The sequence below is a fragment of the Kitasatospora sp. NPDC088160 genome, from assembly GCF_044741445.1.
In the GTDB taxonomy this organism is placed as follows: domain Bacteria; phylum Actinomycetota; class Actinomycetes; order Streptomycetales; family Streptomycetaceae; genus Kitasatospora.
Window position 1 is genome coordinate 110,564 of record NZ_JBIUSS010000008.1, and the last position, 23,795, is coordinate 134,358.

Consider the following 23,795-nt stretch of genomic DNA (forward strand, 5'->3'; position numbering starts at 1 on the left):
GCCAGGCACCATTCTCGATGATTCGCTCGCTCCGCTCACTCATGTGCCGGAATCCATACCTTTCGGTCCTCGATGCGGTGGCCCTCGCGGGCCAGCCGGCCCACGACGTCGACGAGCAGCTTGCGCTCGACAGTCTTGATGCGCTCGTGCAGCGCTTCGCCGCCATCGGCGTGGTCGGCGTCGACGACCTCGACGACGCCCTGCGCGATGATCGGCCCGGTGTCCACCCCGGCGTCGACCAGGTGGACGGTGCAACCGGTGACCCTCACCCCGTACGCGAGCGCGTCGGTGACGCCGTGGGCGCCGGGGAAGGAGGGCAGCAGCGCGGGATGGGTGTTGACGATCCGCCCGGCGAAGGCCGCGATGAACTCGGGCCCGAGGATCTTCATGAAACCGGCCGTGACCACCAGGTCCGGCTCGTGGGCGGCGACGGCGGCGGTCAGCGCGCGGTCCCAGTCGGCCCGGTCGGCGAAGTCCTTCACCCGGTGGACGAAGACCGGCAGGCCCGCCTTCTCGGCCCGCTCCAGGCCCGCGATGCCGTCACGGTCCGCACCCACGGCGAGGATCTCGGCGCCGTACGCCGGATCGGCGGCGGCGTCGAGCAGCGCCTGCAGATTGGTGCCGGAACCGGAGACGAGCACCACCAGGCGGGCCGGTCCGGGCGTACGGGGCGGGAAGAGCTGGGCGGGGGCGGCGGCCACTGCGCGATTCTCCGTAGGTCGGGCGCCGCCCGCTGGTACGTCCACCGGTGGTGGGGCCACTACGAACGGCAGGTCGAGCGAGGGGGAACACCAGGAGAACCCACCGCGACGCGGGCACCCGGGAACCTCTGCGAGCTGCTGACCGTCACCACGATAACGGCTGGTCGGACGGCCTCCGCACCCTCCTGGCGGCGCTACGCGCGTAGTTGAGACGGGGATCTCCTCCGTCCCGCGCGGCGGAGTTGCCCCGGGCACGGGCCCGCCCGGCACCCGCGCAGCGGGCAGGCCGCCGGAGGACCGGCGAACGGCTGCGGGATCATAGGGGAGGCGGGAGACCGCCCCTCCGACCGAGAAGGAATGGCTGAACCATGAGCAGCGGTGACGACACCGGCGAGCGCAACCCCTTCGCGCCGCCGCCGGCGGATGCCCCGGACCAGCCGTGGCAGCCGCGCAACCCCTGGCCCGGCGAGGGCCGGGACGACACCGGCGGCCAGGGCGCCGGCGAACGCCCGCAGCTCCCGCCGCCGCATCCCTGGGGCCTCGGCCGGCCCGAGGACGGCCGCCCCAACCCCCCGGCCCCGCAGCCGCCCAAGCTCGACCCCGCCGACCCCGCCCAGCGCCGGGCCCGCAACGCCGCGCTGGCCGGGCCGCTCGCGCTGGTCTGCCTGTTCGTCGGCTTCCACTGGGCCGCCCTGTTCGTCGGCGCGCTCGGCATCGTGTGGGGCATCAGCGCACTGCGGACCCCCAAGCCCGCCCCGGCCGCCGCCGTCACCGGCACCGCCCACCAGCCCGCCGCCCCGAACCCGCTCACCCCGGCCGCGCTCGCCGGAATCCTCACCGGCGCGATGACCGTCGTGGTCGCGACCTCGGTGATCGGCCTCGGGATGTACTACAACGACTACGTCACCTGCGTCCGGGACTCGCTGACCTCCGTCGGCGCCGAGAACTGCGACCGGTTCGCGCCCAAGTGGTACGTCGACTTCACCGGGAACGCGGGCTAGATCCTGTCCGTCCGGTCTTGCCGGACAAGGCCCAGGACGGACAGGGCTAGTCGTTCCCGGGGGCCCGCCCGCCCAGGCGCAGCACCGCGGCGTACCCGCGGGCCCGCAGCAGCAGCACCCCCCGGCGCAGCCGCTCGGCCGACCGGGCGCGGGCCGCAGGCGGGACCTCCTCGTCGGCGTACGCGTCGAGCTTCTCGGCGGTCTGCCCGTCGACCTCTTCGTCGACCTCTTCGTCGGCCTCCGGGACCGTTGCGGGGCACAGCGCCCGATGGCGGACCAGCAGCGCGCCCGGCACGGCCACCAGCGCGAACCAGCCCGCCGCCGCCGGTCCCGTCCACCAGGGTGCCGGTCCCAGCCGGGCCATCCGGCCGCCCGCCAGCGCGCCACCCGACAGCCAGCCCGCCGCCGCCACCGCGACGCCCGTCAGCAGCGCCGCCGCCAGCACCGCCACCACCGTCGCCGCGAGCGGCCACGGTCCGTCGCCGCCCCCGTCACCGTCGTCGACGCCATCGCTGTCGTCGGCCCCGGCCGCCGCGCACGGGCCGGCCGCCGCCCGGCCCAGCAGCACCGCCGGCACCACCCCCGCCAGCACCGGCAGCAGCAGTGCCGCCAGCCGCCAGCCGCCCGGGCCCTCCGCCGGCAGCAGGGCGAACATCGGGAACTCCGGGACGGGGCCCAGCACGGTGCCGCCCGGCGCCACCACCGTCCCGGAACCCACCGCGAACCCCGGGCCCAGGGCGTACGCCGTCCCCCAGAGCACCGCGTTCGGCAGCAGCACCACCCCGAGCAGCAGCAGCCCGACCAGGGCCGCCGGTCCGCGCCCGAGCACCGCCATCCCGTGCCCGCCCCCGGACGCCGCGTCCAGCGCCGCCGCCACCGCCACCAGCACCCCGCCCGCCGCCACCAGGCCCGCCCCGGCCGCCAGCACCGCGCCGCGCACCGCCGCCGCGCCGCCGACCGGTCGGAGCGGCGCGGGCAGCCGGTCCAGCAGTTGCCACGCCGGGCGGCGGGGCGGGGCGTCGGGGCCGGCGGCCCGGGCCGAACGCGCGCCCGCCGCCGTCGCCAGCCCGGCCAGCAACCCCACCACCAGCACGTCCGGCAGCACCCTGGCCCGGAACAGCCCGGCGCCCGTGCAGTGCAGCACCACCGCCACCGCGACTGCGCAGTAGCCCGCCCACACCGCAACCGGACCGCCCCAGCGCGGCCGGGGCCCGCGCCGCGACGCCACCCCGGCGGCGGCCCGGTACAGCTGAGCCACCGCCAGCACGCCCAGCAGCAGCGGGGTGACGGTCAGCGGCGCGCCCGCGTCCCCCCGCAGCACCGGCGCGCCGTGCCCGAGCAGCCACAACGCCCCCGCCAACCGGGTGGCGCCGGTCGCCCCGTTGTCCGCGTACGGCGTCGCCACCCAGAGCCCGAGCACCGGTACCCCGACGACCGCCAGGCCGACCAGCGCCGTCCGCACCCCCGCCAACAGGTCGGCCGGCAACGGGCGTCCGCCCAGTTCGCCCGGCAGTTCCAGGATCGGACGGCCCATCAGCTGCGTCATGCGCCTCATGGTGCCAAGGCGACTCGCCATGCCTCGTGAAGCGGCAAACCGCCGCCGTGTCCCAGATTATTGGCTTATGCGCATTTTCAGACCCGATCCCCAAGCCGCCGGCGGACCGGCCCGGAGCGTCTGATGACCACGCCACCCACCGCCGAACACCCCGCCGGCGCCGACTCCCCCACCCCCGGGAACCGCGCCCGCAAGCCCCGGACCACCCACCCCGACCAGGACGCGGCCCGCCTCCTACGGAAACTGACACCCCGTGAGGCCCAGGTGCTCGCCCACCTCGCCGCCGGCCGCGACCTCCAGCAGTCGGCCGCCGCCCTCGGCGTCACCCCGGCCACCGCCCGCAGCTACGTCCAGCGGGCCATGCGCAAACTCGGCGCGGCCACCGAGGCCGAGGCCGTCGCCCTCACCACCGCCCGCCCGAAGAGCCCCGACCCCGCACCGCCCCGCCCCGACGCACCGCCCCGCCCCGACGCACCGCCCCGCCCCGACGCACCGCCCCGCCCCGACGCACCGGGCGACGTCCAGGCGGGCCCTGCCGCCGACCCCCGTACCCCCGACCCCGCGCCGCAGCGCCCGCCCGTCCTCGGCACCGGAGGAGAGCACGCCGGGCCCGCCCTCGCGCACCCCGGCCAGGCCGCCCACGCCCACGCCCAGACCGCCCCGAACGCCCCGAACGCCCCGGGAGGGAGCATCAGCACACCCGCCGTCACCACGACACCGCCTGGCACCCGCGACACCCCGCCCGCGGCGCAGGACCGACCCGACGGCCCGGCCGCCGACCCCGGGCGGCCCGCCCACGTGGCCACGCCGGCCGACGGCGAGCGGGCCGGGCCGGCCGGGAGCTTCGAGGAGTTGTACGAGCAGGCGCACACCCGGCTGGTGCAGCAGGTGTTCCTGCTGACCGCCTGCCGGCACCGGGCGGCGCACTGCGTCCGGCTGGCGTTCGGGGCGGCGCGCCGGGGCTGGGCGGAGGTGGCCGCGACGGGGGATCCGGAAGGGTGGGTGCGGGTACGGGCGTGCGAGCTGGCACTGTCCCCGTGGCACCGGGGCGGGCCCCGGCGGATGCACGCCTGGAAGCTGCCGCACCGGCGGATCCGGGTGCGGCCGGCGGACGAGTCGCAGGCGGTGCTGCCCGATCACGACCGGCTGACCGACCGGGACCGGGCGCTGCTGAAGGCACTGCGGCGGCTGTCCCGGCCGCAGCGCCGGGCGCTGGTGCTGCACGACGGGCTGGGCCTGCCGGCGGCGGCGGTCGCGGTGGAGGTGGAGTCGACGCTGGCGGCGGCCGAGGGGCGGGTGTGGGCGGCCCGGGCGGCACTGGCCCGGTGGGTACCGGAACTGCTGGGGCCGGATCCGGCGGCGCCGGGGTTCGCGGACGGCCTGAGCGGGCTGCTGCACCGGGCGGCGGTCCGGGGCTGCCCGGAACCGCACCGGCCCCCGGTGCCGGTGCTGCGGGCCCGGCACCGCCTGTGGACCGCGAGCCGGACGGGGGCGGCGGCGCTGCTGACGGCGGCGGTGGGCGGGGCGGCGCTGGCGACGCTGGTGGGGATCCGGCCGGTGACGCTGTTCCGGTCCCCGGAGCCGCCGGAGCCGGCGATGTGCCTGTCGGCGGCGGGCCCGGGCGAGCCGGGTGTGCCGGCGCTGCCGGGCGGGCCGCCGAACGTCGTCCGCAGCCTGTGGTGCAGCCCGACGCCGGGGGTGGAGGCGGTCGTGATGGAGTCGGCGCCGCAGGCCGCCGCGCGGTGGGAGCTGCCGGCGGTCGCCCGGGGGGCGGGCGCCCCGCCGCCGCAGGGTCCGGAGGTCTGCCCGCTGTGGTCACCGCTGCCGTGCACGACCGGGCCCACGCCGTACTGACGGCGTCCGCGGACGCGCGAGCGCCCCTGCCCGTGAAGGGCAGGGGCGCTCGCTGCGCGGTCGACCGACGTCAGCCGGCGATGATCTCGCGCGCCAGGCGGGCGGTCTCGGACGGCGTCTTGCCGACCTTGACACCGGCGGCCTCGAGGGCCTCCTTCTTCGCCTGGGCGGTGCCCGAGGAGCCGGAGACGATGGCGCCGGCGTGGCCCATGGTCTTGCCCTCGGGGGCGGTGAAGCCCGCGACGTAGCCGACGACCGGCTTGGTGACGTGCTCGGCGATGTAGGCCGCGGCACGCTCCTCGGCGTCGCCACCGATCTCACCGATCATGACGATGAGCTCGGTCTCCGGGTCCTCCTGGAACGCCTTGAGGGCGTCGATGTGGGTGGTGCCGATGACCGGGTCACCGCCGATGCCCACGGCCGAGGAGAAGCCGATGTCCCGCAGCTCGTACATGAGCTGGTAGGTCAGGGTGCCGGACTTCGAGACCAGGCCGATCTTGCCGGAGGTGGTGATGTCGGCCGGGATGATGCCGGCGTTCGACTGTCCGGGGCTGATCAGGCCGGGGCAGTTCGGGCCGATGATCCGGGTCTTGTTGCCCTTCGAACCGGCGTACGCCCAGAAGGCGGCGGTGTCGTGCACCGGGACGCCCTCGGTGATGACGACGGCCAGGCCGATCTCGGCGTCGATGGCCTCGACGACCGCGTCCTTGGTGAACTTCGGCGGCACGAAGATGACGGTGACATCGGCACCGGTCTTCTCCATGGCCTCGGCGACGCCGCCGAAGACGGGCACCTCGGTGCCGTCGACGTCGACCGTGGTGCCGGCCTTGCGCGGGTTGACACCGCCGACGATCTGGGTGCCGGAGGCGAGCATGCGGCGGGTGTGCTTCATGCCCTCGGAGCCGGTCATGCCCTGGACGATGACCTTGCTGTCCTTGGTAAGGAAGATAGCCATGGTGTGAAAGTCCCCTTCCTTACTTGTTGGCCAGCTCGGCGGCGCGGTCAGCGGCGCCGTCCATGGTGTCCACGCGCTGGACCAGCGGGTGGTTGGCGTCGTCGAGGATCTTGCGACCCAGCTCCGCGTTGTTGCCGTCCAGACGGACGACCAGCGGCTTGGTGACGTTCTCGCCCTTGCTCTTCAGGAGCTCCAGGGCCTGCACGATGCCGTTGGCGACCGCGTCGCAGGCGGTGATGCCGCCGAAGACGTTGACGAACACCGACTTGACGTCGGGGTCGCCCAGGATGATCTCCAGGCCGTTCGCCATGACCTCGGCGGAGGCGCCGCCGCCGATGTCGAGGAAGTTGGCGGGCTTGACGCCGCCGTGGTTCTCACCGGCGTAGGCGACCACGTCGAGGGTGCTCATCACGAGGCCCGCGCCGTTGCCGATGATGCCGACCTGGCCGTCGAGCTTGACGTAGTTCAGGCCCTTGGCCTTGGCGGCGGCCTCCAGCGGGTTGGCCGCGGCCTTGTCCTCCAGGGCCTCGTGCTCGGGCTGGCGGAACTCGGCGTTCTCGTCCAGCGAGACCTTGCCGTCAAGCGCGATGATCTTGCCCTCGCCGGACTTGATCAGCGGGTTGACCTCGACGAGGAGGGCGTCCTCGGCGATGAAGACCTTCCACAGCTTCTGCAGGACGTCGGCGACCTGGTCGGCGATCTCGGCCGGGAACTTCGCCGCGGCGACGATCTCGGCGGCCTTCTCCGGGGTGCAGCCCTCGTTGGCGTCGACCGGGATCTTGGCGAGCGCGTCGGGGTTCTCCTCGGCGACGACCTCGATCTCCACGCCGCCCTCGACGCTGGCCATCGCCAGGAAGGTGCGGTTGGTGCGGTCCAGCAGGAACGAGACGTAGTACTCGTCCTTGATGTCCGCGGTCTGGGCCAGCATCACCTTGTGGACGGTGTGGCCCTTGATGTCCATGCCGAGGATCGCCTCGGCCTTGGCGACGGCGTCAGCCGGGTCGGAGGCGAGCTTCACGCCACCGGCCTTGCCTCGGCCACCCACCTTCACCTGAGCCTTGACGACGGCGCGGCCGCCGAAGCGCTCCGCGATGGCGGCAGCGTCTGCGGCGGTCTCGATCACATCACCGTCAAGCACGGGCACACCGTGCTTGGCGAAGAGGTCCCTCGCCTGGTACTCGAACAGGTCCACGTGTTTGTCCTTGTTCGTGGTCGCGGATTGTGTCTCTACGAGCGTGCCACGGCAGGATCTTCGCTGCGGGTCGTCGGGGCGGTGCGGGTACGCAGAGGTACGGCCTTGCGGCCCACACAGCCACGGGCGCACACGTCAATCAACACGCGCGTCACGTCCGTCTGGCAGGTTATCCCCGTACGACGGGACTGTTTCGCCCGGGGCCTGCCCGTCCGTGGTGAGAACCGTCACAGACAGCCTACGGGGGCGGTCGGCGCACCCCCCGTCCGCCGGTCGGCCGGTTCGCACGTCCGGGTGAATCCTCACACTCCCTGGTCAGGCACCGGCAGCGGGCGCTTCTCGATCGCCGCGGCCATGATCTCCGGAAAGGCGTCCGGGGTGCAGGCGAAGGCCGGGGCCCCCAGGGCGGCCAGGGCGGCGGCGTGGGCGTGGTCGTAGGCGGGCGCACCTTCGTCGGAGAGCGCCAGCAGGGCGATGAACTGGACGCCGGCCGCCTTCATCGCGGCGACGCGCTTGAGCATGCCGTCCCGGATGCCGCCCTCGTAGAGGTCGCTGATCAGCACGACCACGGTCTCGGACGGCCGGGTGATCCTCGACTGGCAGTAGGCGAGCGCGCGGTTGATGTCGGTGCCGCCGCCGAGCTGGGTGGCGAACAGGACGTCGACCGGGTCGGTGAGCTGTTCGGTGAGGTCGACCACCGAGGTGTCGAAGACGACCAGCCGGGTGTCCAGCGTGCGCATCGAGGCGAGCACCGCGCCGAACACCGCCGAGTGCACCACCGACGGGGCCATCGAGCCGGACTGGTCGATGCAGAGGATGACGTCCTTCTTCACCGCGCGCTGGGCGCGGGCGTAGCCGACCAGCCGCTCGGGCACGACGGTGCCGTGCTCGGGCAGGTAGTTCTTCAGGTTGGCCCGGATGGTGCGGTCCCAGTCGATGTCGCGGTGGCGGGGCCGGTTGACCTTGGCGCTGCGGTCGAGGGCGCCGCCCAGGGTGGCCCTGGTGCGGTCGGCGAGCCGGCGTTCCAGATCGGCGACCACCTTGCCGACCACGGCCCGGGCGGTCTCCCGGGTGGTCTCGGGCAGCGCGTGCTTGAGCGACAGCAGGGTGCCGACCAGGTGCACGTCCGGTTCGACGGCCTCCAGCATCTCGGGCTCCAGCAGCAGCCGCTCCAGGCCTAGCCGGGCGATCGCGTCCTGCTGCATCAGCTGGACGACGGTGGACGGGAAGTACTCGCGGATGTCGCCCAGCCAGCGCGCCACCTGCGGGGCCGAGCCGCCCAGCCCGGCGCCGCGCCGGCCGCCGCGGGCCGCCCGGCCGCCCTCCTCGGGCGCGCCACGGTAGAGCGCGGCCAGGGCGCCGTCCATCGCGGCGTCCCGGCCGCGCAGGGCGCAGCCGGTGCCGTCGGCCTCGCCGCCGAGCACCAGCCGCCAGCGGCGCAGCCGTTCGTCGGTCGTGGTCGCCATCAGGTCCTCCTTCACGGGTGTCAGGTGTTGCGACCGGCGGCCTGCCGGGGGATCCGGGGGCGGGCGCCGAGCAGCAGGGCCACCACCGGGACGGCGGCGTCGGCCCGGGCCCGGTCGAGGGTGCCGCCCGGGGTCCGGGCCGCCGGGGCCTCGCCGAGCGGGCCGGCCGCGACCCGGCCGCCGATGGTGCTGCGGACGCCCGCCTCCAGCCCGGCGAAGGTGCGGCGCAGCAGCGGCAGGACGTCGGTGAAGACCTCGCCGGGCACGCCGGTCAGCCACTCGTCGAGCAGGGCGAGCAGGCGCGGGTCGTGCAGCAGCAGGGCGCCGCCGCCGGTGAGGAAGCCCTCGATCCAGCCGGCCGCGTCCGCCGGGGCGTTGGCGGTGGACAGGACCAGCCGCAGCCGGCCGGCGGCCTCCTCGGAGTCGAGCCGGCCGTCGTCCAGCAGCAGCCGGACGGCGCGCCCGCGCAGCAGGCCCGGGGCGCCGGTGGCCGGGCCGCCGGCGGGCTCGCGGCGGGCCAGCGAACGCAGGGCGGCGGCCCAGCGGTCGGCCAGGCCCTCGGAACCGGCCAGGCCCTCTGAACCGTCCGGGCCCGGGGAGGCTGCCGGGGTGCCCGGGCCCGCTGATTCGTCCGGGGCGTCCGGGCCTTCCGGGCCTTCCGGCTCCGGACGAGCGGCCGGGCCGAGCAGGCCGATCGCGCCGTGCACCTCGTCGAGCCGGCCGCGCATCGCCGCCGCCCCCTCGGCGTCCAACCCGACGCAGGCGGGCGGCAGCCCGACGCAGATCCGGTCGGCCAGGCCGGTGGCGACCTCGCCGAGCGCGCCGTGGTCGGTGCCGCGCACATCGCCGTAGCGCAGCGCCCGGACCAGCGCGGGCAGCGCCCCGGCCAGGTGCGCGACGTCGGTGTCCAGGGCAGCGCAGTCGGCGAGCACCCGCATCACGGCGGGCAGCGCGCCGGCCAGCCCGGCCAGCAGGCAGGTCTCCACCAGCCCGGTCAGCTCGGCGAGTTCGACGGCGGCGCGGGCGCTGCCGACGGCCTTGCCGGTCGCCGCCTCCTCCACCGTGGTGCCCCACTGGGCGGCCTCGGCGATCCGGACCGCGAACTCGGGCTGCCAGCACAGCCGCCAGCTCTCCCGGAACGTCCCGGTCGAGTTGACCGCCGAGCGGGCCGGCACGCCCCAGTCGACGCCCAGCAGCCGCAGCCGGTGCAGCAGCCGCGAGCGGGCCGCGTCGGTGTCCTTGCGCAGGTCGAGGTCGAGGTCCTTCGGCGCGGCCTCGGGCTTGAGCCGCAGCGTGCGCTGCCAGCGGGTGAGGTCCCGCTGGAGCGGCACCGCCGGTGCCGCGTCCGGGACTTCGCCGAGCGCGTCGCCGACCACCAGACGGTCCCGGACGAGCTCCAGGGCGATGTCCGAACCCTCGCAGAGCACCGCGCGGACGGCGTCCAGGGTCTCGGTCAGCCCGGCCAGCGGGCGGCCGCGCAGCACCGCCAGCGTGCGGGCGAGCCGGACCGCCTCGATGACGTGGGCGGAGGAGACCGGGTGGTCCTCGGCGCGCAGCAGTTCGGCGGCCCGGGTGAGCCAGCGCGGCACCGGATCGCCCTCGGTGCTGAACAGGTGGTGGTACCAGCCCGGTGACCGCACGCCCGCGCCGTAGCCGGTGGCCTGGGAGAGCCGGCGGTGCGTCCACGGCACCCAGGTGATGTCCGTCCTCACCTTCCGCGGCAGTCCGGCGAGCAGCGCCCGGTCGTGCGCGACCGTCGGCAGCACCGCCAGCGCGGGCACGTGGAAGGCCCCGCACACCACGGCGATCCGGCGGTGCCCGGCGCGGCGGGCGGCCCGGATCTGCTGGCGCATGTACGCCTCGCGCAGGTCGTCCCGCCGGGACTCGCCGAGGCCCTCCGCGCGCAGCGCCGCCATCGCCTCCGCCACGGCGGCGAACGGCGCCAGTCCGTCCGGGTCGTCCCCGCCGCCGTCCGCACCGGGCGCGGCGGGCGCGCGGTGCTCGACCACGTCCTCCCACCAGCGCTCCGGGTCGTCGTACCCGGCCGCCTCGGCGAGCAGCGCCAGCGGGTCGGCGACCGGCCCGGCGGGCTCCCCCGGCTCCCCCGGCTCCCCGGCCTCCGGGGCGGGGCCGAGGCCGTACCCGGCGGGCAGGTCGATGAAGCGGACCGGCAGCTCCCGCTCGACGCCGTAGCGGATCGCCACCCACTCCGGGGAGAACTCGGCGTACGGCCAGAACGCGGCCCTCGCCGGGTCGTCCACCGCGTGGGCCAGCAGCGCGACCGGCGGCACCAGGCCGTTCCCGGCCGCGAGGTGGACGATGCCGTCGGCCTCCGGCGGGCCCTCGATCAGCACCGCGTCCGGCCGCCAGCGCTCCAGCGCGGCGGCCACCGCCCGGGCCGAGCCCGGGCCGTGGTGCCGGATGCCGAGCAGCGCGACGTCCTCGGTCATCGCACCTCCTCGCGGGCGGCCCGGTAGAAGTCCTTCCAACCGTCGCGCTCGCGCACCACCCCTTCGACGTACTCGCGCCACACCGCGTGGTCCGCCACCGGGTCCCGGACGACGGCACCGAGGATGCCGGCCGTCACGTCCCCGGCGCGCAGCACGCCGTCCCCGAAGTGGGTGGCCAGGGCGAGGCCGTTGGCCACCACCGAGATCGCCTCCGCCGTGGAGAGGGTGCCGCTCGGGCTCTTGACCTTCGTCCGCCCGTCCGTCGTGATCCCGGCCCGCAGCTCGCGGAACACGGTGACCACCCGCCTGATCTCCTCGGCGCCGCCGGGCAGTTCGGGCAGTTCCAGGGAGCGGCCGAGCTGGTTCACCCGGCGGGTGACGATGTCGACCTCCTCCTCCAGCGAGCCCGGCAGCGGCAGCACGACGGTGTTGAACCGCCGGCGCAGCGCGCTGGACAGCTCGTTGACGCCGCGGTCGCGGTCGTTCGCGGTGGCGATCACGTTGAAGCCGCGCACCGCCTGCGTCTCGCCGCCCAACTCCGGCACCGGCAGCGTCTTCTCGGACAGGATGGTGATCAGGCTGTCCTGCACGTCGGCCGGGATCCGGGTCAGCTCCTCGATCCGGGCGAGCTTGCCGTCCGCCATCGCCCGCATCAGCGGCGAGGGCACCAGGGCGTCCCGGCTCGGGCCGTCGGTGAGCAGCCGGGCGTAGTTCCAGCCGTATCGGACGGCCTCCTCCGGGGTGCCGGCGGTGCCCTGCACCAGCAGGGTGGAGTCGCCGCTGATCGCGGCGGCCAGGTGCTCGGACACCCAGGTCTTCGCGGTGCCGGGCACGCCGAGCAGCAGCAGCGCGCGGTCCGTCGCCAGGGTCGTGACGGCGACCTCCACCACCCGGCGCGGGCCGATGTACTTGGGGGTGATCGGGGTGCCGTCGGGCAGTTCGCCGCCGAGCAGGTACGTCGCCACGGCCCACGGCGAGAGCTTCCAGCGCTCCGGGCGCGGACGGTCGTCCTGCGCGGCCAGCGCGGCCAGTTCACCGGCGAAGGCGTCCTCGGCATGCTGCCGCAGAACGTCGGTCACGGGGGCTCCTTCGGGTCGGCCGCCGGGCACACGGGTGCCCCGGCGGCAGGGTGATCGGGGGGAGCTGGGGCCGGCGTCCCGGCCTGTGGGAACCACCCTGCACCCCGGCACTGACAAACCCCGGGGCGCTCCCGACGGGCAGTCAGCCGATGTCAGTGGCACCGCCTACCGTCGGTCGCATGGAGGAACGCTGGAGCACCGAACACGTCCTGTCCCTGGCACCTGACGCCGCGTCGCAGAAGGCGGCCGGCAAGCTCTCCTCACCCGCGTCCTGGTCCGGGGCGGGCACCGACGGCACCGCGCTCTGGGGCGAGTGCAAGGGCAGCGGCAGCACGCCGTACCGCACCGTGATCGAACTCGCCACGCCCGCCTACCAGTGCAGCTGCCCCAGCCGGAAGTTCCCGTGCAAGCACGCGCTCGGGCTCCTCCTGCTGTGGAGCGGCGCCCCGGAGACCGTCCCCGCCGCCGAACCCGCCGCGTGGGCGGCCGACTGGCTCACGTCCCGCGAGGAGCGCGCCGAGAAGCGCGCCGCACCCCCGGCCGACCCGGTCGCCGCCCGCCGCCGGGCCGAGCGGCGCGGCGCCCGGGTGGCGGCCGGCGCGGCCGAGCTGCGGCTGCGCCTGGCCGACCGGATCCGGCACGGCCTGGCCGACCAGTCCACCGCCGGGCCCTGGGAGGAGGTCGCCGCCCGGATGGTCGACGCCCAGGCCCCCGGCCTGGCCACCCGGGTCCGCGAACTCGACGCCGCCCCGCAGGACCGGCTCCTGGAGGAGTACGCGATGCTGCACCTGCTCGCCACCGCCGCCACCCGCGTCGACGAGCTGCCGGCCGAACTGGCCGCCACCGTCCGCACCCGGGTCGGCTACCCCACCGACACCGCCGAGATCCTGTCCGGCCCCACCGTGCGCGACCGCTGGCAGGTGCTCGGCAGCCGCGACTCCGCCGACGAGCGGCTCACCACCCGCCGGGTCTGGCTGCGCGGCGCCAAGACCGGCCGCCCCGCCCTGCTGCTCGCCTTCGGCCGCCCCGGCCAGGCCCCCGACCTCGCCCTGCCCACCGGCCACCTGCTGGAGGCCGACCTGGCCTTCCACCCCGGCGCCCGCCCGCTGCGCGCCGCCCTCGGCACCCGCTACGGCGCCCCCGGGCCCGGCCCGGCCGGCCCGCCCGACGGCCTCACCGTCGCCGAGGCGGTGGCCGGCTACGGCACCGCCGTCGCCGACGACCCGTGGCTGGACAACTGGCCGACCGTCCTCGCCGGCGCCATGCCCGTCCGCACCCCGGACGGCTGGTACCTGACGGACGGCCACCACACCCTGCCCGTCCGCACCTCGGCCCTCCCGGAGGCGGCCCTGTGGCGGCTGGCCGCGGTCTCCACCGGCCGCCCGCTGACGGTCTTCGGCGAGTACGGCCACCAGGGCTTCGCCCCGGTCACGGCCTGGGCCGGCCACGACCGCCCGATCGGCCTCACCACCGTCTAGCGTCCAGCACACCTCAGGAGCATCGAAGATGACGATCACCCAGGACCCGTGGGAGACCCTGCACACCACCGCCCTGCTCGGCACCGACCGCCGCCCGCTCCCGGCCACCACCCTGCCGCTCGCCGACACCGTCGACCAGGCCGACCCGGCCACCGCGCTGCTGGAGCTGGCCGCCCTCGCCACCGTCCGCCGCCGGGCCGGCGCCCTGCCCGTCCCGGCCGCCGGACCGCCCGGCCCGCCCGCCCCCGAGGACGGGCGCCCCGAGCTGCCCGCGACGGCCGCCCGCCGGCTCGCCGTCCTGCTGGCCGGCCGGTCCGGCGGCGGCAGCGGCGCCACCCTGGCCAACCTCGCCGAACTGCTCCCGCAGTGGCTCGCCACCGCCCGCACCCGGGGCCTGCGCCCGCCCGGCGCACTGATACCCGGCCTGCTCGACGCCGCCCGCGCCCGCAGCGAACTGCGCTCCGACGCCGTCGCGCTGGCCGGACCGCTGGGCCGCTGGCTGGCCGAACAGAACCCCGACTGGCGCTTCGTGCTGCGCACCGCCGCCCCCGATCCGGCCGAGCAGCCCGGCGGCCCCGTCGACCACCAGCTGTGGCACGAGGGCCTGTTCGCCGAGCGGGTCACCTACCTCACCCTGCTGCGCCGCCGCGATCCGGCCGCCGGCCTGGAGCTGCTGAGCGGCACCTGGTCCACCGAGCGCGCCGAGGACCGCCTGCTCTTCCTGGACTCCCTCCAGGACGGCCTCTCCGCCGCCGACGAGCCCTTCCTGGAGGCCGCCCTCGGCGACCGCAGCAAGAACGTCCGCGCCACCGCCGCCGAACTGCTCTCCACCCTGCCAGGCTCGGCCCTCGCCCGGCGGATGGCCGAGCGGGCGGGGGCCGCCGTCCGCCTCGCCGCGACCGGGACGCACCTGCTGGTCACCCCGCCCGCCGAGTGCGACGCGGCCATGCAGCGCGACGGCATACCGCTCAAGTCCCCCACCGGGCGCGGCGAACGGGCCTGGTGGTTCGGCGAGGTGATCGCCGCCGCACCGCTTCGGCTCTGGCCCGAGAGCACCGGCCTGACACCCGAGCAGCTGCTCGCCCTGCGGGTCGGCGACAGCATCGACGAGACCAGCAGCAGCTGGGCCGACGACCTGCGCGAGGCCTGGGCGCGCGCCGCCGTCCGCCAGCACGACGCCGACTGGGCCCGGGCGCTGCTCGGCCCGGCGCCCGCACCGCCCGCCCGCGGCGCCGGACGGGCCCGCGCGCCCCGTGTCACCGGCGCCCCCGCCAAGCTGCTGGCCGTCCTCCCGCCCGAGGAGCGGGCCGCCCGGACGGCCGCGTTCATCGAGGTGCACGGCCTGGGCGAGGCCTTCCAACTGCTCGGCGCCTGCGGCACGCCGTGGACGCCGCCGCTGTCCACCGCCGTGGTGACGGCCCTGGCCCGCGCCGCCGGCTCCGGCGCGTACCCGTGGAGCCACAGCGGAGTGCTCGGGATGACGGAACGCGCGCTCGCCCCGGAGACGGCGTCCGCCGTGGAGGAGCTGGCCGCCGGGGCCGCGCCCGACTCCGCCTGGTCGGAGACCTTCGCCCGGCTGGCCGGGACGCTGCGCTTCCGGGCCGCGATGCTCGCCGAACTCGACACCTGACACCTGACGCCTGACGCCTAGCGAGTGTCCGGCGCCCGCTCCCGAAGCGGCAGAACGGCAGGACGACAGGACGGGCCGGCCCCGCCGAAGCCTGGGGCCGGGCCGGGCCGGGCCGTCCCGCACCGTCAACCTCAGCCGGCCGCGCGCAGGTTGGCCGCGACCCAGGCCACGACGTCCCGGGTGGACGTGCCCGGGGTGAAGATGTCCGCGACGCCCATCGCCTTGAGCTCGGCGATGTCGTCGTCCGGGATGATCCCGCCGCAGAAGACCTTGATGTCCGCCGCGTCGCGCTCCTTCAACAGCTCCAGCACCCGCGCGCACAGCGTCATGTGGGCACCGGAGAGGATCGACAGCCCGATGCCGTCCGCGTCCTCCTGGATCGCGGTGTCGACGACCTGCTCGGGCGTCTGGTGCAGCCCGGTGTAGATGACCTCCATACCGGCGTCGCGCAGGGCACGCGCAATGACCTTGGCGCCACGGTCGTGACCGTCGAGCCCCGGCTTGGCGACCACCACACGGATCGGCCCCGACACACTCATGACTGCCTCCTGGACCTCGTCGTCCACCATCCGACCGGACCTCGCGGGCCACGGGTGCGGTTAACGGTCGATAACCAACCTGAGGGGAGGTTAGCGCCACCCGGCCCGGTTGGCCGCGCCACCTCCCAAGAGGAGGGCAAAGTCACAGCCCCCGGCCTTGCTACCAGTGGGTATACCCGTCCACCCGTCCACCGCACAGACCCCCGGCCGACCTCTTGACAACCGGAGGTTTTTCCGGGGCGTCGGCCTTGCGGATACAGTCTCGGCTGTTTTCTCCCCGCTTCCCCGGTACCGCTTCTCCCTGTCGCTTTCCCCGCCGCTCCCCTGCCCGACGACGCGCCCCAGGCCCACCGAGGAGGCAGCCCCCGATGGCTCCCGACGCAGCCGCCCGCCCGACCCGTGCGGAGCTGCGCCTCGCCGCCCGCGAGCAGTCCCGCGCCCAGCGCCGCGGCGCCGCCAAGGCCGCCACCAGAACCGCACTGCTGCGGGTCGCGCTGCCGTCGGTGGCCGCGCTCGGGGTCGCCGCCGCGGCGGCCGTCACCGTGCGGGACGAGGCCGATCAGCACGCCCAGGCGGCCGGCCGGACGGCACGGACGGCGGTCGACGCCCCGGGCGCCCAGGACAGCCCGAAGAGCCCGGACAACCCGGCCGACGGCGGCGCCGAAGCCGCCAGGACGGCCGCCCGGCAGGCGGTCGCGGCCGGCGACCCGGCCCAGGCCTCCCGCGGTGACGCCCGCCAACCGCTGGCCGGCGCCCAGCCCGCCGACGCCCAGGGCACCCCGGACGCGCAGCCGAGCGCCGAGCCCGTCAAGCCCAAGGTGGTCATGCCGGTCGCCCGGCACGGCCTCGGCGAGCTGTTCGGCGAGGCCGGCACCCACTGGGCCAACCGCCACACCGGCATCGACTTCCCGGTGGACGGCGGCTCCGAGGTGATGGCCGTCACCGACGGCACGATCCGCACGCAGTGGAACCCGTCGTACGGCTACATGACGGTGCTGAAGATGCCCGACGGCACCGAGGCCTGGTACTGCCACCTGCGGGCGTACAAGGTCCGCAAGGGGCCGGTGAAGCAGGGCGACGTCATCGCCTTCGTCGGCAGCAGCGGCAACAGCACCGGGCCGCACCTGCACTTCGAGATCCGCCCGGCCGGCAGCGGGCCGGTCGACCCGCTGCCGTGGTTCCTCTCGAACGGGCTCGACCCCCGCTAGGGAAGGCTAGAGCTTCTCCACCGGCGCGTAGCGCAGCAGCAGTTGCTTGCGGCCCTCCGAACCGAAGTCGACCGTGGCCTGCGCCCGGTCGCCGACGCCGGTGACGCCCACCACCGTGCCCAGCCCGAAGGTGTCGTGGGTGACCCGGTCCCCGACCGCGAGCGAGACGGCGTCCCGCTCGACGACCTGGCCGCCGCGCCGCGCCGACTGCCCCCAGCCCGCCTTGGGCTTCGACGAGGCCGACGAGCCCGAAGAGCCCGACGAGGAGCGCGAACCTCCGCCCCCCGACGAGGACTTGCCCCAGGACGACCCCGAGGAGAAGCCGCGCGCGGCCGGCGCCTGCGCCGCCCCCGTCCGCTTCCACTCCACCAGGTTCTCCGGGATCTCCTCCAGGAACCGCGAGGCCGGGTTGTACGCGGGCTGCCCCCAGGCGCTGCGCAGCACCGAGCGGGTCAGGTAGAGCCGCTGCCGCGCCCGGGTGAGCCCCACGTAGGCGAGCCGCCGCTCCTCCTCCAGCTCCTTGACCTGGTTGAGCGCCCGCATGTGCGGGAAGATCCCGTCCTCCATGCCGGTCAGGAAGACCACCGGGAACTCCAGGCCCTTGGCGGTGTGCAGGGTCATCATCGTGATGACGCCCCGGCCCTCCTCGTCGTCCGGGATCTGGTCGGAGTCGGCGACGAGCGCGACCCGCTCCAGGAAGTCGGGGAGCGAGCCGACCGGCGGGGTGCCCTCCTCGTCGGCGTCGGGCCGTTCGCCCGGGTCCTGCTCGTACTCCAGGGCGACGGAGGCGAGTTCCTGGAGGTTCTCCACCCGGGTCTCGTCCTGCGGGTCGGTGGAGGCCTGGAGTTCGGCCAGGTAGCCGGTCTCCTCCAGGACGGCCTCCAGCACCGCGGCCGGGCCCGCGCCCGACTCGACGACCTGCCGCAGCCCGGCCATCAGGACGTTGAACTTCTTCACCGCGTTGGCCGAGCGCGCGGCCATCCCGTACGCCTCGTCGACGCGCAGGAGCGCCTGGGCGAAGGAGATCCGCTCCCGCGCGGCCAGCGCGTCGACCATCGCCTCGGCCCGCTCGCCGATGCCGCGCTTGGGCACGTTGAGGATCCGGCGCAGCGGCACGGTGTCCTCCGGGTTGGAGAGCACCCGCAGGTACGCCAGGACGTCCCGGACCTCCTTGCGCTCGTAGAAGCGCACCCCGCCGACCACCTTGTACGGCAGGCCGACCCGGATGAACACCTCCTCGAACACGCGGGACTGGGCGTTCGTCCGGTAGAAGATCGCGACGTCGCCGGGCTTGGCGTCGCCCGCGTCGGTGAGCCGGTCGATCTCGTCGGCGATGAACTGGGCCTCGCCGTGCTCGTCGTCCGCGACGTAGCCGACGACCTTCTCGCCGTGCTCGCCGGCCGTCCAGAGCTTCTTCTCGCGCCGGTTGGCGTTGCGCTCGATGACGGCGTTGGCGGCGCTCAGGATGGTCTGCGTGGAACGGTAGTTCTGCTCCAGCAGGATCGTGGTCGCGTTCGGGTAGTCCTCCTCGAACTGGAGGATGTTGCGGATCGTCGCGCCGCGGAAGGCGTAGATCGACTGGTCCGCGTCACCGACGACGCACAGCTCGGCCGGCGGCACCTCGGACAGGCGCCCGGCGGCCGGGTTCACGAACTCCCCGTCCACGGTGCGCTTCGGCGCGGCCGCGACGGATCCGCCGCTCAGCTCGCGGACGAGCATGTACTGGGCGTGGTTGGTGTCCTGGTACTCGTCGACCAGGATGTGCCGGAACCGGCGCCGGTAGTGCTCCGCGACGTCGGGGAAGGCCTGGAGCAGGTTCACCGTCGTCATGATGATGTCGTCGAAGTCCAGCGCGTTGGCCTCGCGCAGGCGCCGCTGGTAGAGCGTGTACGCCTCGGCGAGCTTCTTCTCCATCGGGTTGGCGGCCTGGTCGGCGAAGGTCTCCTCGTCGATCAGCTCGTTCTTCAGGTTGCTGATCTTCGCGGTGAAGGACTTCGGCGGGAACTGCTTCGGGTCCAGGTCGAGGTCGCGGCAGACCAGCGACATCAGCCGCTGCGAGTCGGCCGAGTCGTAGATCGAGAAGCTGGAGGTGAAGCCCAGCACCTTGGACTCGCGGCGCAGGATCCGCACGCACGCGCTGTGGAAGGTGGACACCCACATCGCCCGGGCCCGCGGGCCGACCAGCGCCTCGACGCGCTCGCGCATCTCGCCGGCGGCCTTGTTGGTGAAGGTGATCGCCAGGATCTCGCCCGGCTGCACGCCGCGGGCGCCCAGCAGGTGGGCGATCCGGTGGGTCAGCACCCGGGTCTTGCCGGAACCGGCGCCGGCCACGATGAGCAGCGGCGAGCCCGCGTGCAGCACCGCCTCGCGCTGCGGGTCGTTCATGCCCTCCAGCAGCTGCGCCGGATCCACCACCGTGCGGGCGGCGCCGTTGCGGTACCAGGCGTCCCGCGCGGTCTCGGCGGCGTGGTCGGTCTGGAACAGCCCCTCCGGGATGGCCTCCTCGTAGGCCTCGTACGGGGCGTCGTCCTCGTACGGCGGGGGCTCCTCGTCGAGGGGCACGGCGGGCTGCTTCGACCCGGCGGCGGGTGCCTCGAAACCGGGGAGCGGGAGGTCGTCAAAGAGGCTACTCATGGCACTCCGAGTCTATGGCCACCCACCGACAAGCCCGCCCGGCCCGGAGGAACCGGACCGGGCGGGCTCGCGACCGGGGCTCAGCGGCACGTGGGCTCAGCGAGGCACCGGCTCAACGACGCACCGGCTCGGCCGCCCAGGCCGGGGCTCAGACCAGACGGCGGGCGGTGGCCCAGCGGGTCAGTTCGTGCCGGTTGCTCAGCTGGAGCTTGCGCAGGACGGCGGAGACGTGGCTCTCGACCGTCTTCACCGAGATGAAGAGCTGCTTGGCGATCTCCTTGTACGCGTAGCCGCGCGCGATCAGGCGGAGCACCTCGCGCTCGCGCTGGGTGAGGCGGTCCAGGTCCTCGTCGACCGGCGGGGTGTCGGTGGCGGCGAAGGCGTCCAGGACGAAGCCGGCCAGCCGGGGCGAGAACACCGCGTCGCCGTCGGCGATCCGGAAGATCGCGTTGACCAGGTCGGTGCCGGTGATGGTCTTGGTGACGTAGCCGCGCGCGCCGCCGCGGATGACGCCGATCACGTCGTCGGCGGCGTCCGACACCGACAGGGCGAGGAACTTGACCCCGCCCTGCTCGCCCATCACCCCGGCCGAGCGGCGCAGCACCTCGACACCGCCGCCGCCGGGCAGGTGGACGTCCAGCAGCACCACGTCCGGCCGGGTCTCGGCGACGACCCGGACCGCCGACTCGACGTCGTCGGCCTCGCCGACCACGTCGATGCCGGTCGCCTCGGTGCGGCCGATCTCGGCCCGGACCCCGGTGCGGAACATCCGGTGGTCGTCCACCAGGACGACTCTCGCGGTGCGCTCCGGCGCTGCCTCAGTCATTCGTTCTCTCCATCTCCAGCTCGACCTCGGTCCCGCCGTCCGGCGCGGGCCGCACCCGTGCGGTGCCGCCGTTGCGCTTCATGCGGCCGATGATCGACTCCCGTACGCCCATCCGGTCCTCGGGCACCGTGTCGGGGTCGAAGCCGGGACCGTGGTCGCGGACGAACACCGACACCGTCTTCCCCTCCACCTCGGCGTAGACCTGGACCGGTCCCCCGCCACCGTACTTGGCCGCGTTGACGGTCGCCTCCCTCGCGGCCTGCATCTGGGCCGCGATCCGCTCGTCCATCGGGCAGTCGCCGACGATCACGACCTCGACCGGGACGCCGTGCCGGTCCTCGACCTCGGCGACGACGGCGCGCAGGCTCTCCGCCATGGTGTCGGGCGCGGCCTCGGCGGCGGCCTCCGGGCGGTACAGCCACAGCCGCAGCTCGCGCTCCTGGGCACGGGCCAGCCGCAGCACCTCCTTGGGGTCCTCGGCCCGGCGCTGGATCAGGGTCAGGGTGTGCAGCACCGAGTCGTGGACGTGCGCGGCGATCTCGGCGCGCTCCTGGGCGCGGATGCGCGCGGTGCGCTCGGCACCGAGGTCCTGCCACAGGCGCAGCCCGTACGGGCCGAGCAGCACCAGCACCCCCGCGAGTACCGCGAGCGAGGCCTCGACCACCGAGCCGAGCGTCGAGCCGCTGCCCTGCATGGCGAGGAAGGCGATGGTGCCGGCCACCACGAGCAGCACGCCGGCACCGACCCGGGTGTAGGCGCCGCGCCGCTTGTCGCCCTCCTCCAGGCCGAACCAGCGCTGCCAGCGCGAGTCGTCGGCCTGCCGCCAGACCAGCGCGACGCCGACGCCGATCGCCAGCAGCGGCCAGGTGTACGGCTTGGCGGTCTGCAGGCCGAGCGCGTTGAGCAGGGCGGTGATGCCGATCACCATCATCACCAGGGCCGCGAGCTGGCCGAGGCCGCCTTGCCCGGTCTTGCCGCCCGCGCCGTCCTCCCCCTCCGCGGGGGCCGCGGCCGGCTCGCCCTGGAGGGCGTGCTGGAGCAGTTCGCGCAGCCGGCCGAGCCAGCCGCCGCGGCCCTTGCTCAGCGCGCCGCCCGGCTGCTGCCCCGAACCGGTCGGGACGAAGGCGCCGTTGACGTACACCCAGTGGGCGGCGCCGCGCTGCGCGGGCTCGCCGATGCCGATCGGCACCACGAACCAGAACGCCGCGTACAGCAGGGTGCCGATCCCCTGCGCGAAGAACAGCAGCACGAACGCGAGCCGCACCCACCGCACCGGGAGCCCGAGGTGCACCGCGAGCCCCTGCGCGACGCCGCCGAGCATCCGCCGCTGCGGGCTGCGGTAGAGCCGGCGGTACGGCGGCCGTCCGCCGTCGGGCGCGGTCGGGTCGGTGCCGCCCGCCGGCACGGCGTCGGGGGCGAGGGATCGGGGGTCGGAACCGGGTGCTGCCACGCCACCGATGGTTCCACGCCCGCGCACACGGACGCATCAGGGTGTGCCCCTGACCCCTTCTCAGGGACAAGTCAGGGTCCGGGCAGGGCTCGCACCGGTTGGGCCGGACCGGGGCAGCCGGGAGGATGGTGCCCATGACCGACGACCACCGCATCCAGGAGACCGGGCCCGCCGCCCCGCCGGAACCGGACCGCCCCCCGCTGACCAGGACCGAGCACCACCGCGTGGTGGCCGGCGTCTGCGGCGGCCTCGGGCGGCACCTGGACATCGACCCGGTGGTCTTCCGGGTGGTCACCGTGGTGCTCTGCCTCTCCGGCGGCCTCGGGCTGTTCCTGTACGGCCTGGCCTGGCTGATCGTCCCCACCGAGCCGGTGCCGGACGGCCGGGGCGGCACCCGGCACGGGCGCACCGAACTCCAGCGGGTGCTCACCGGCCGGGTGGACGGCCAGTCGGTCGGCGCGGTGCTGCTGGCCGTGATCGGTACCGGGGTGTTCTTCTCCTCGATGGGCCAGGACGACCAGCTGTTCCCGCTGCTGCTGCTCGCCGGCCTGGTCTTCCTGGCGGTGCGCTACGACCCGGACCGCCGCCGCGGCCGGGTGCGCCGGCGCCGCCGCGGCGGCCCGTACGACCGCCACTACCCCGACGGGGACCAGTACGGCCCGTACCCGTGGTCCGGGCCGGAGGACGACGAGGCCGCCCGCGCCCGGCACGCGGCCGAGCGCGCCGCCGGAACGGTGCCCGCCGACTCCCCGGCCCCCGGCCCGACCGGCTACCTGTGGGACCCGCGCCACCCCGAGCGCAACCCGTACGGCGCCGGCCCCACCCCGCCGTTCGGCACCCCGGTGCCGCCGGCGGGCGGCCCGGCCCAGCCCTGGTGGCAGCGCGTCGACCTGCCCGCGGGCGACCCTCTGCGCAAGGACGGCCCGCCCGGCCGGCCCCGGCCCGCCGCCGTCCGGCAACGCCGGGAGCGGTCCGCACTCGGCTTCTTCGGCCTGCTGCTGGCGATCGGCGCGGGTGCCGCGGTCTGGTCCGCCTCGGCCGGCCACACCGACGTCACCGTGCTGAGCGCGACCGTGCTGGCCACCGCGCTGCTGGTGATCGGCCTGACGCTGCTGCTCGGCGCGAAGTTCGGCCGGGCCCGCAAGCTCGCGGTGACGGGCCTGCTGCTCACCCTGGCGCTGGTCTTCGTCGGCCACTCCCCGGACTCCATGCGCAACGCCGTCGGCCGGCGCGACTTCACCGTCGTCGCCTCGGCCGAACTCCAGCCCCGGTACTCCCTGGGGGCCGGCCGGCTCCAGCTGGACCTGAGCGGGCTCGACCCGGCCGGGGCCACCCTCACCAGCAAGGTCGAACTCGGCGCCGGCGAGCTGACCGTCGTCCTGCCGCCGGACGTGACGGTGAACCTGGTGGCCCGGGTGGGCCTCGGCGACGTCTCCACCCCCGGTGAGCGCAACAACGGCACCGGCCGCCACACCTACCTGCTGCCACCCGGCAGCGGCCATCCGTCCAAGGGCACATTCGACCTCGAACTCGCGGTCGGGATCGGCAACATCAAGGTGGTCCAGCAGTGAGGAAGCACCGGCTCGACCTGTTCTCGCTGATCGCGGGGGCGCTGTTCAGCACGATCGCGGTGGTCTACCTGGTCGCGGCGCTCAACGACCAAGCGGTGAACGGCCGGATCGTCATCCCGGTCACCTTCATCGTGCTCGGCCTCGGCGGCCTGGCCGGCGCGGTCGCGGCGGTCGCCCGGCGCGGCCGCACCGACCGCCGGGACTGA

General features: G+C 75.2%; 18 protein-coding genes. 7 read left to right on the forward strand and 11 right to left on the reverse strand.

Annotated features, from left to right (window positions below):
* Positions 1-35: 35 nt before the first annotated feature.
* The gene (purN, locus tag ACIOGZ_RS14210; RefSeq protein WP_063349026.1) at positions 36-701 is read right to left on the reverse strand and encodes a phosphoribosylglycinamide formyltransferase; all 666 of its coding nucleotides are present in this window, start codon (positions 699-701) and stop codon (positions 36-38) included.
* Positions 702-1,069: 368 nt separating this feature from the next.
* Between purN and ACIOGZ_RS14215 the strand changes: the two genes are divergently transcribed.
* Complete coding sequence (locus ACIOGZ_RS14215) at positions 1,070-1,702, forward strand: hypothetical protein (RefSeq protein WP_363580192.1); 633 nt, start codon at positions 1,070-1,072, stop codon at positions 1,700-1,702.
* Positions 1,703-1,748: 46 nt separating this feature from the next.
* On the opposite strand, the gene ACIOGZ_RS14220 is transcribed toward ACIOGZ_RS14215, so the two are convergent.
* Positions 1,749-3,248, reverse strand: coding sequence for a DUF6350 family protein (locus ACIOGZ_RS14220; protein WP_400986061.1), 1,500 nt, complete (start codon positions 3,246-3,248; stop codon positions 1,749-1,751).
* Positions 3,249-3,380: 132 nt separating this feature from the next.
* Between ACIOGZ_RS14220 and ACIOGZ_RS14225 the strand changes: the two genes are divergently transcribed.
* The gene (locus ACIOGZ_RS14225; protein ID WP_400986063.1) at positions 3,381-5,111 is read left to right on the forward strand and encodes a sigma factor-like helix-turn-helix DNA-binding protein; all 1,731 of its coding nucleotides are present in this window, start codon (positions 3,381-3,383) and stop codon (positions 5,109-5,111) included.
* Positions 5,112-5,181: 70 nt separating this feature from the next.
* On the opposite strand, the gene sucD is transcribed toward ACIOGZ_RS14225, so the two are convergent.
* The 5 genes from sucD to ACIOGZ_RS14250 form a co-directional block, all read right to left on the reverse strand.
* On the reverse strand, positions 5,182-6,066 hold the full coding sequence (sucD, locus tag ACIOGZ_RS14230) for a succinate--CoA ligase subunit alpha (RefSeq protein ID WP_063349021.1): 885 nt from the start codon (positions 6,064-6,066) through the stop codon (positions 5,182-5,184).
* A 19-nt stretch (positions 6,067-6,085) separates the two neighbouring features.
* Entirely contained in the window at positions 6,086-7,258 is a 1,173-nt protein-coding gene (sucC, locus tag ACIOGZ_RS14235) for an ADP-forming succinate--CoA ligase subunit beta (protein ID WP_363625906.1), read from the reverse strand.
* A 302-nt stretch (positions 7,259-7,560) separates the two neighbouring features.
* Positions 7,561-8,724 (reverse strand): VWA domain-containing protein, encoded by a 1,164-nt coding sequence (locus ACIOGZ_RS14240; protein WP_363625908.1) that lies wholly within the window; start codon positions 8,722-8,724, stop codon positions 7,561-7,563.
* A gap of 20 nt (positions 8,725-8,744) precedes the next feature.
* Complete coding sequence (locus tag ACIOGZ_RS14245; RefSeq protein WP_400986065.1) at positions 8,745-11,174, reverse strand: DUF5682 family protein; 2,430 nt, start codon at positions 11,172-11,174, stop codon at positions 8,745-8,747.
* A complete protein-coding gene (locus ACIOGZ_RS14250) occupies positions 11,171-12,283 on the reverse strand; it encodes an AAA family ATPase (RefSeq protein ID WP_063349017.1) in 1,113 nt (370 codons plus the stop codon). Before ACIOGZ_RS14250 ends, ACIOGZ_RS14245 begins: the two co-directional genes overlap by 4 nt.
* A 149-nt stretch (positions 12,284-12,432) precedes the next feature.
* On the opposite strand from ACIOGZ_RS14250, the gene ACIOGZ_RS14255 reads away from it, so the two are divergent.
* Positions 12,433-13,731, forward strand: coding sequence for an SWIM zinc finger family protein (locus ACIOGZ_RS14255; RefSeq protein WP_400986067.1), 1,299 nt, complete (start codon positions 12,433-12,435; stop codon positions 13,729-13,731).
* Positions 13,732-13,759: 28 nt separating this feature from the next.
* Entirely contained in the window at positions 13,760-15,361 is a 1,602-nt protein-coding gene (locus tag ACIOGZ_RS14260) for a DUF5691 domain-containing protein (protein ID WP_400986069.1), read from the forward strand.
* 131 nt (positions 15,362-15,492) lie between these two features.
* Here the strand turns inward: ACIOGZ_RS14260 and ACIOGZ_RS14265 are convergent, their stop codons facing one another.
* On the reverse strand, positions 15,493-15,900 hold the full coding sequence (locus ACIOGZ_RS14265; protein ID WP_063351339.1) for a cobalamin B12-binding domain-containing protein: 408 nt from the start codon (positions 15,898-15,900) through the stop codon (positions 15,493-15,495).
* 368 nt (positions 15,901-16,268) lie between these two features.
* Here ACIOGZ_RS14265 and ACIOGZ_RS14270 point away from each other — a divergent pair, with 368 nt between their 5' ends.
* Complete coding sequence (locus ACIOGZ_RS14270; protein ID WP_363580176.1) at positions 16,269-17,108, forward strand: peptidoglycan DD-metalloendopeptidase family protein; 840 nt, start codon at positions 16,269-16,271, stop codon at positions 17,106-17,108.
* A 6-nt stretch (positions 17,109-17,114) separates the two neighbouring features.
* On the opposite strand, the gene pcrA is transcribed toward ACIOGZ_RS14270, so the two are convergent.
* From pcrA to ACIOGZ_RS14285, 3 genes are all read right to left on the reverse strand, one after another.
* Positions 17,115-19,742 carry a DNA helicase PcrA gene (gene pcrA / locus ACIOGZ_RS14275; RefSeq protein ID WP_363580174.1) on the reverse strand — a complete coding sequence of 876 codons (2,628 nt, stop codon included), beginning with the start codon at positions 19,740-19,742 and terminating at the stop codon, positions 17,115-17,117.
* A gap of 148 nt (positions 19,743-19,890) precedes the next feature.
* Positions 19,891-20,568 carry a response regulator transcription factor gene (locus ACIOGZ_RS14280; protein ID WP_350877187.1) on the reverse strand — a complete coding sequence of 226 codons (678 nt, stop codon included), beginning with the start codon at positions 20,566-20,568 and terminating at the stop codon, positions 19,891-19,893.
* Positions 20,561-22,018, reverse strand: coding sequence for a PspC domain-containing protein (locus ACIOGZ_RS14285; RefSeq protein WP_400809129.1), 1,458 nt, complete (start codon positions 22,016-22,018; stop codon positions 20,561-20,563). The genes ACIOGZ_RS14280 and ACIOGZ_RS14285 overlap by 8 nt, the downstream gene beginning before the upstream one ends.
* A gap of 134 nt (positions 22,019-22,152) precedes the next feature.
* Between ACIOGZ_RS14285 and ACIOGZ_RS14290 the strand changes: the two genes are divergently transcribed.
* Both ACIOGZ_RS14290 and ACIOGZ_RS14295 read left to right on the forward strand, forming a co-directional pair.
* A complete protein-coding gene (locus ACIOGZ_RS14290; protein WP_363580172.1) occupies positions 22,153-23,589 on the forward strand; it encodes a PspC domain-containing protein in 1,437 nt (478 codons plus the stop codon).
* Positions 23,586-23,795, forward strand: a complete 210-nt coding sequence (locus ACIOGZ_RS14295; RefSeq protein ID WP_363580170.1) for a hypothetical protein — start codon at positions 23,586-23,588, stop codon at positions 23,793-23,795. Before ACIOGZ_RS14290 ends, ACIOGZ_RS14295 begins: the two co-directional genes overlap by 4 nt.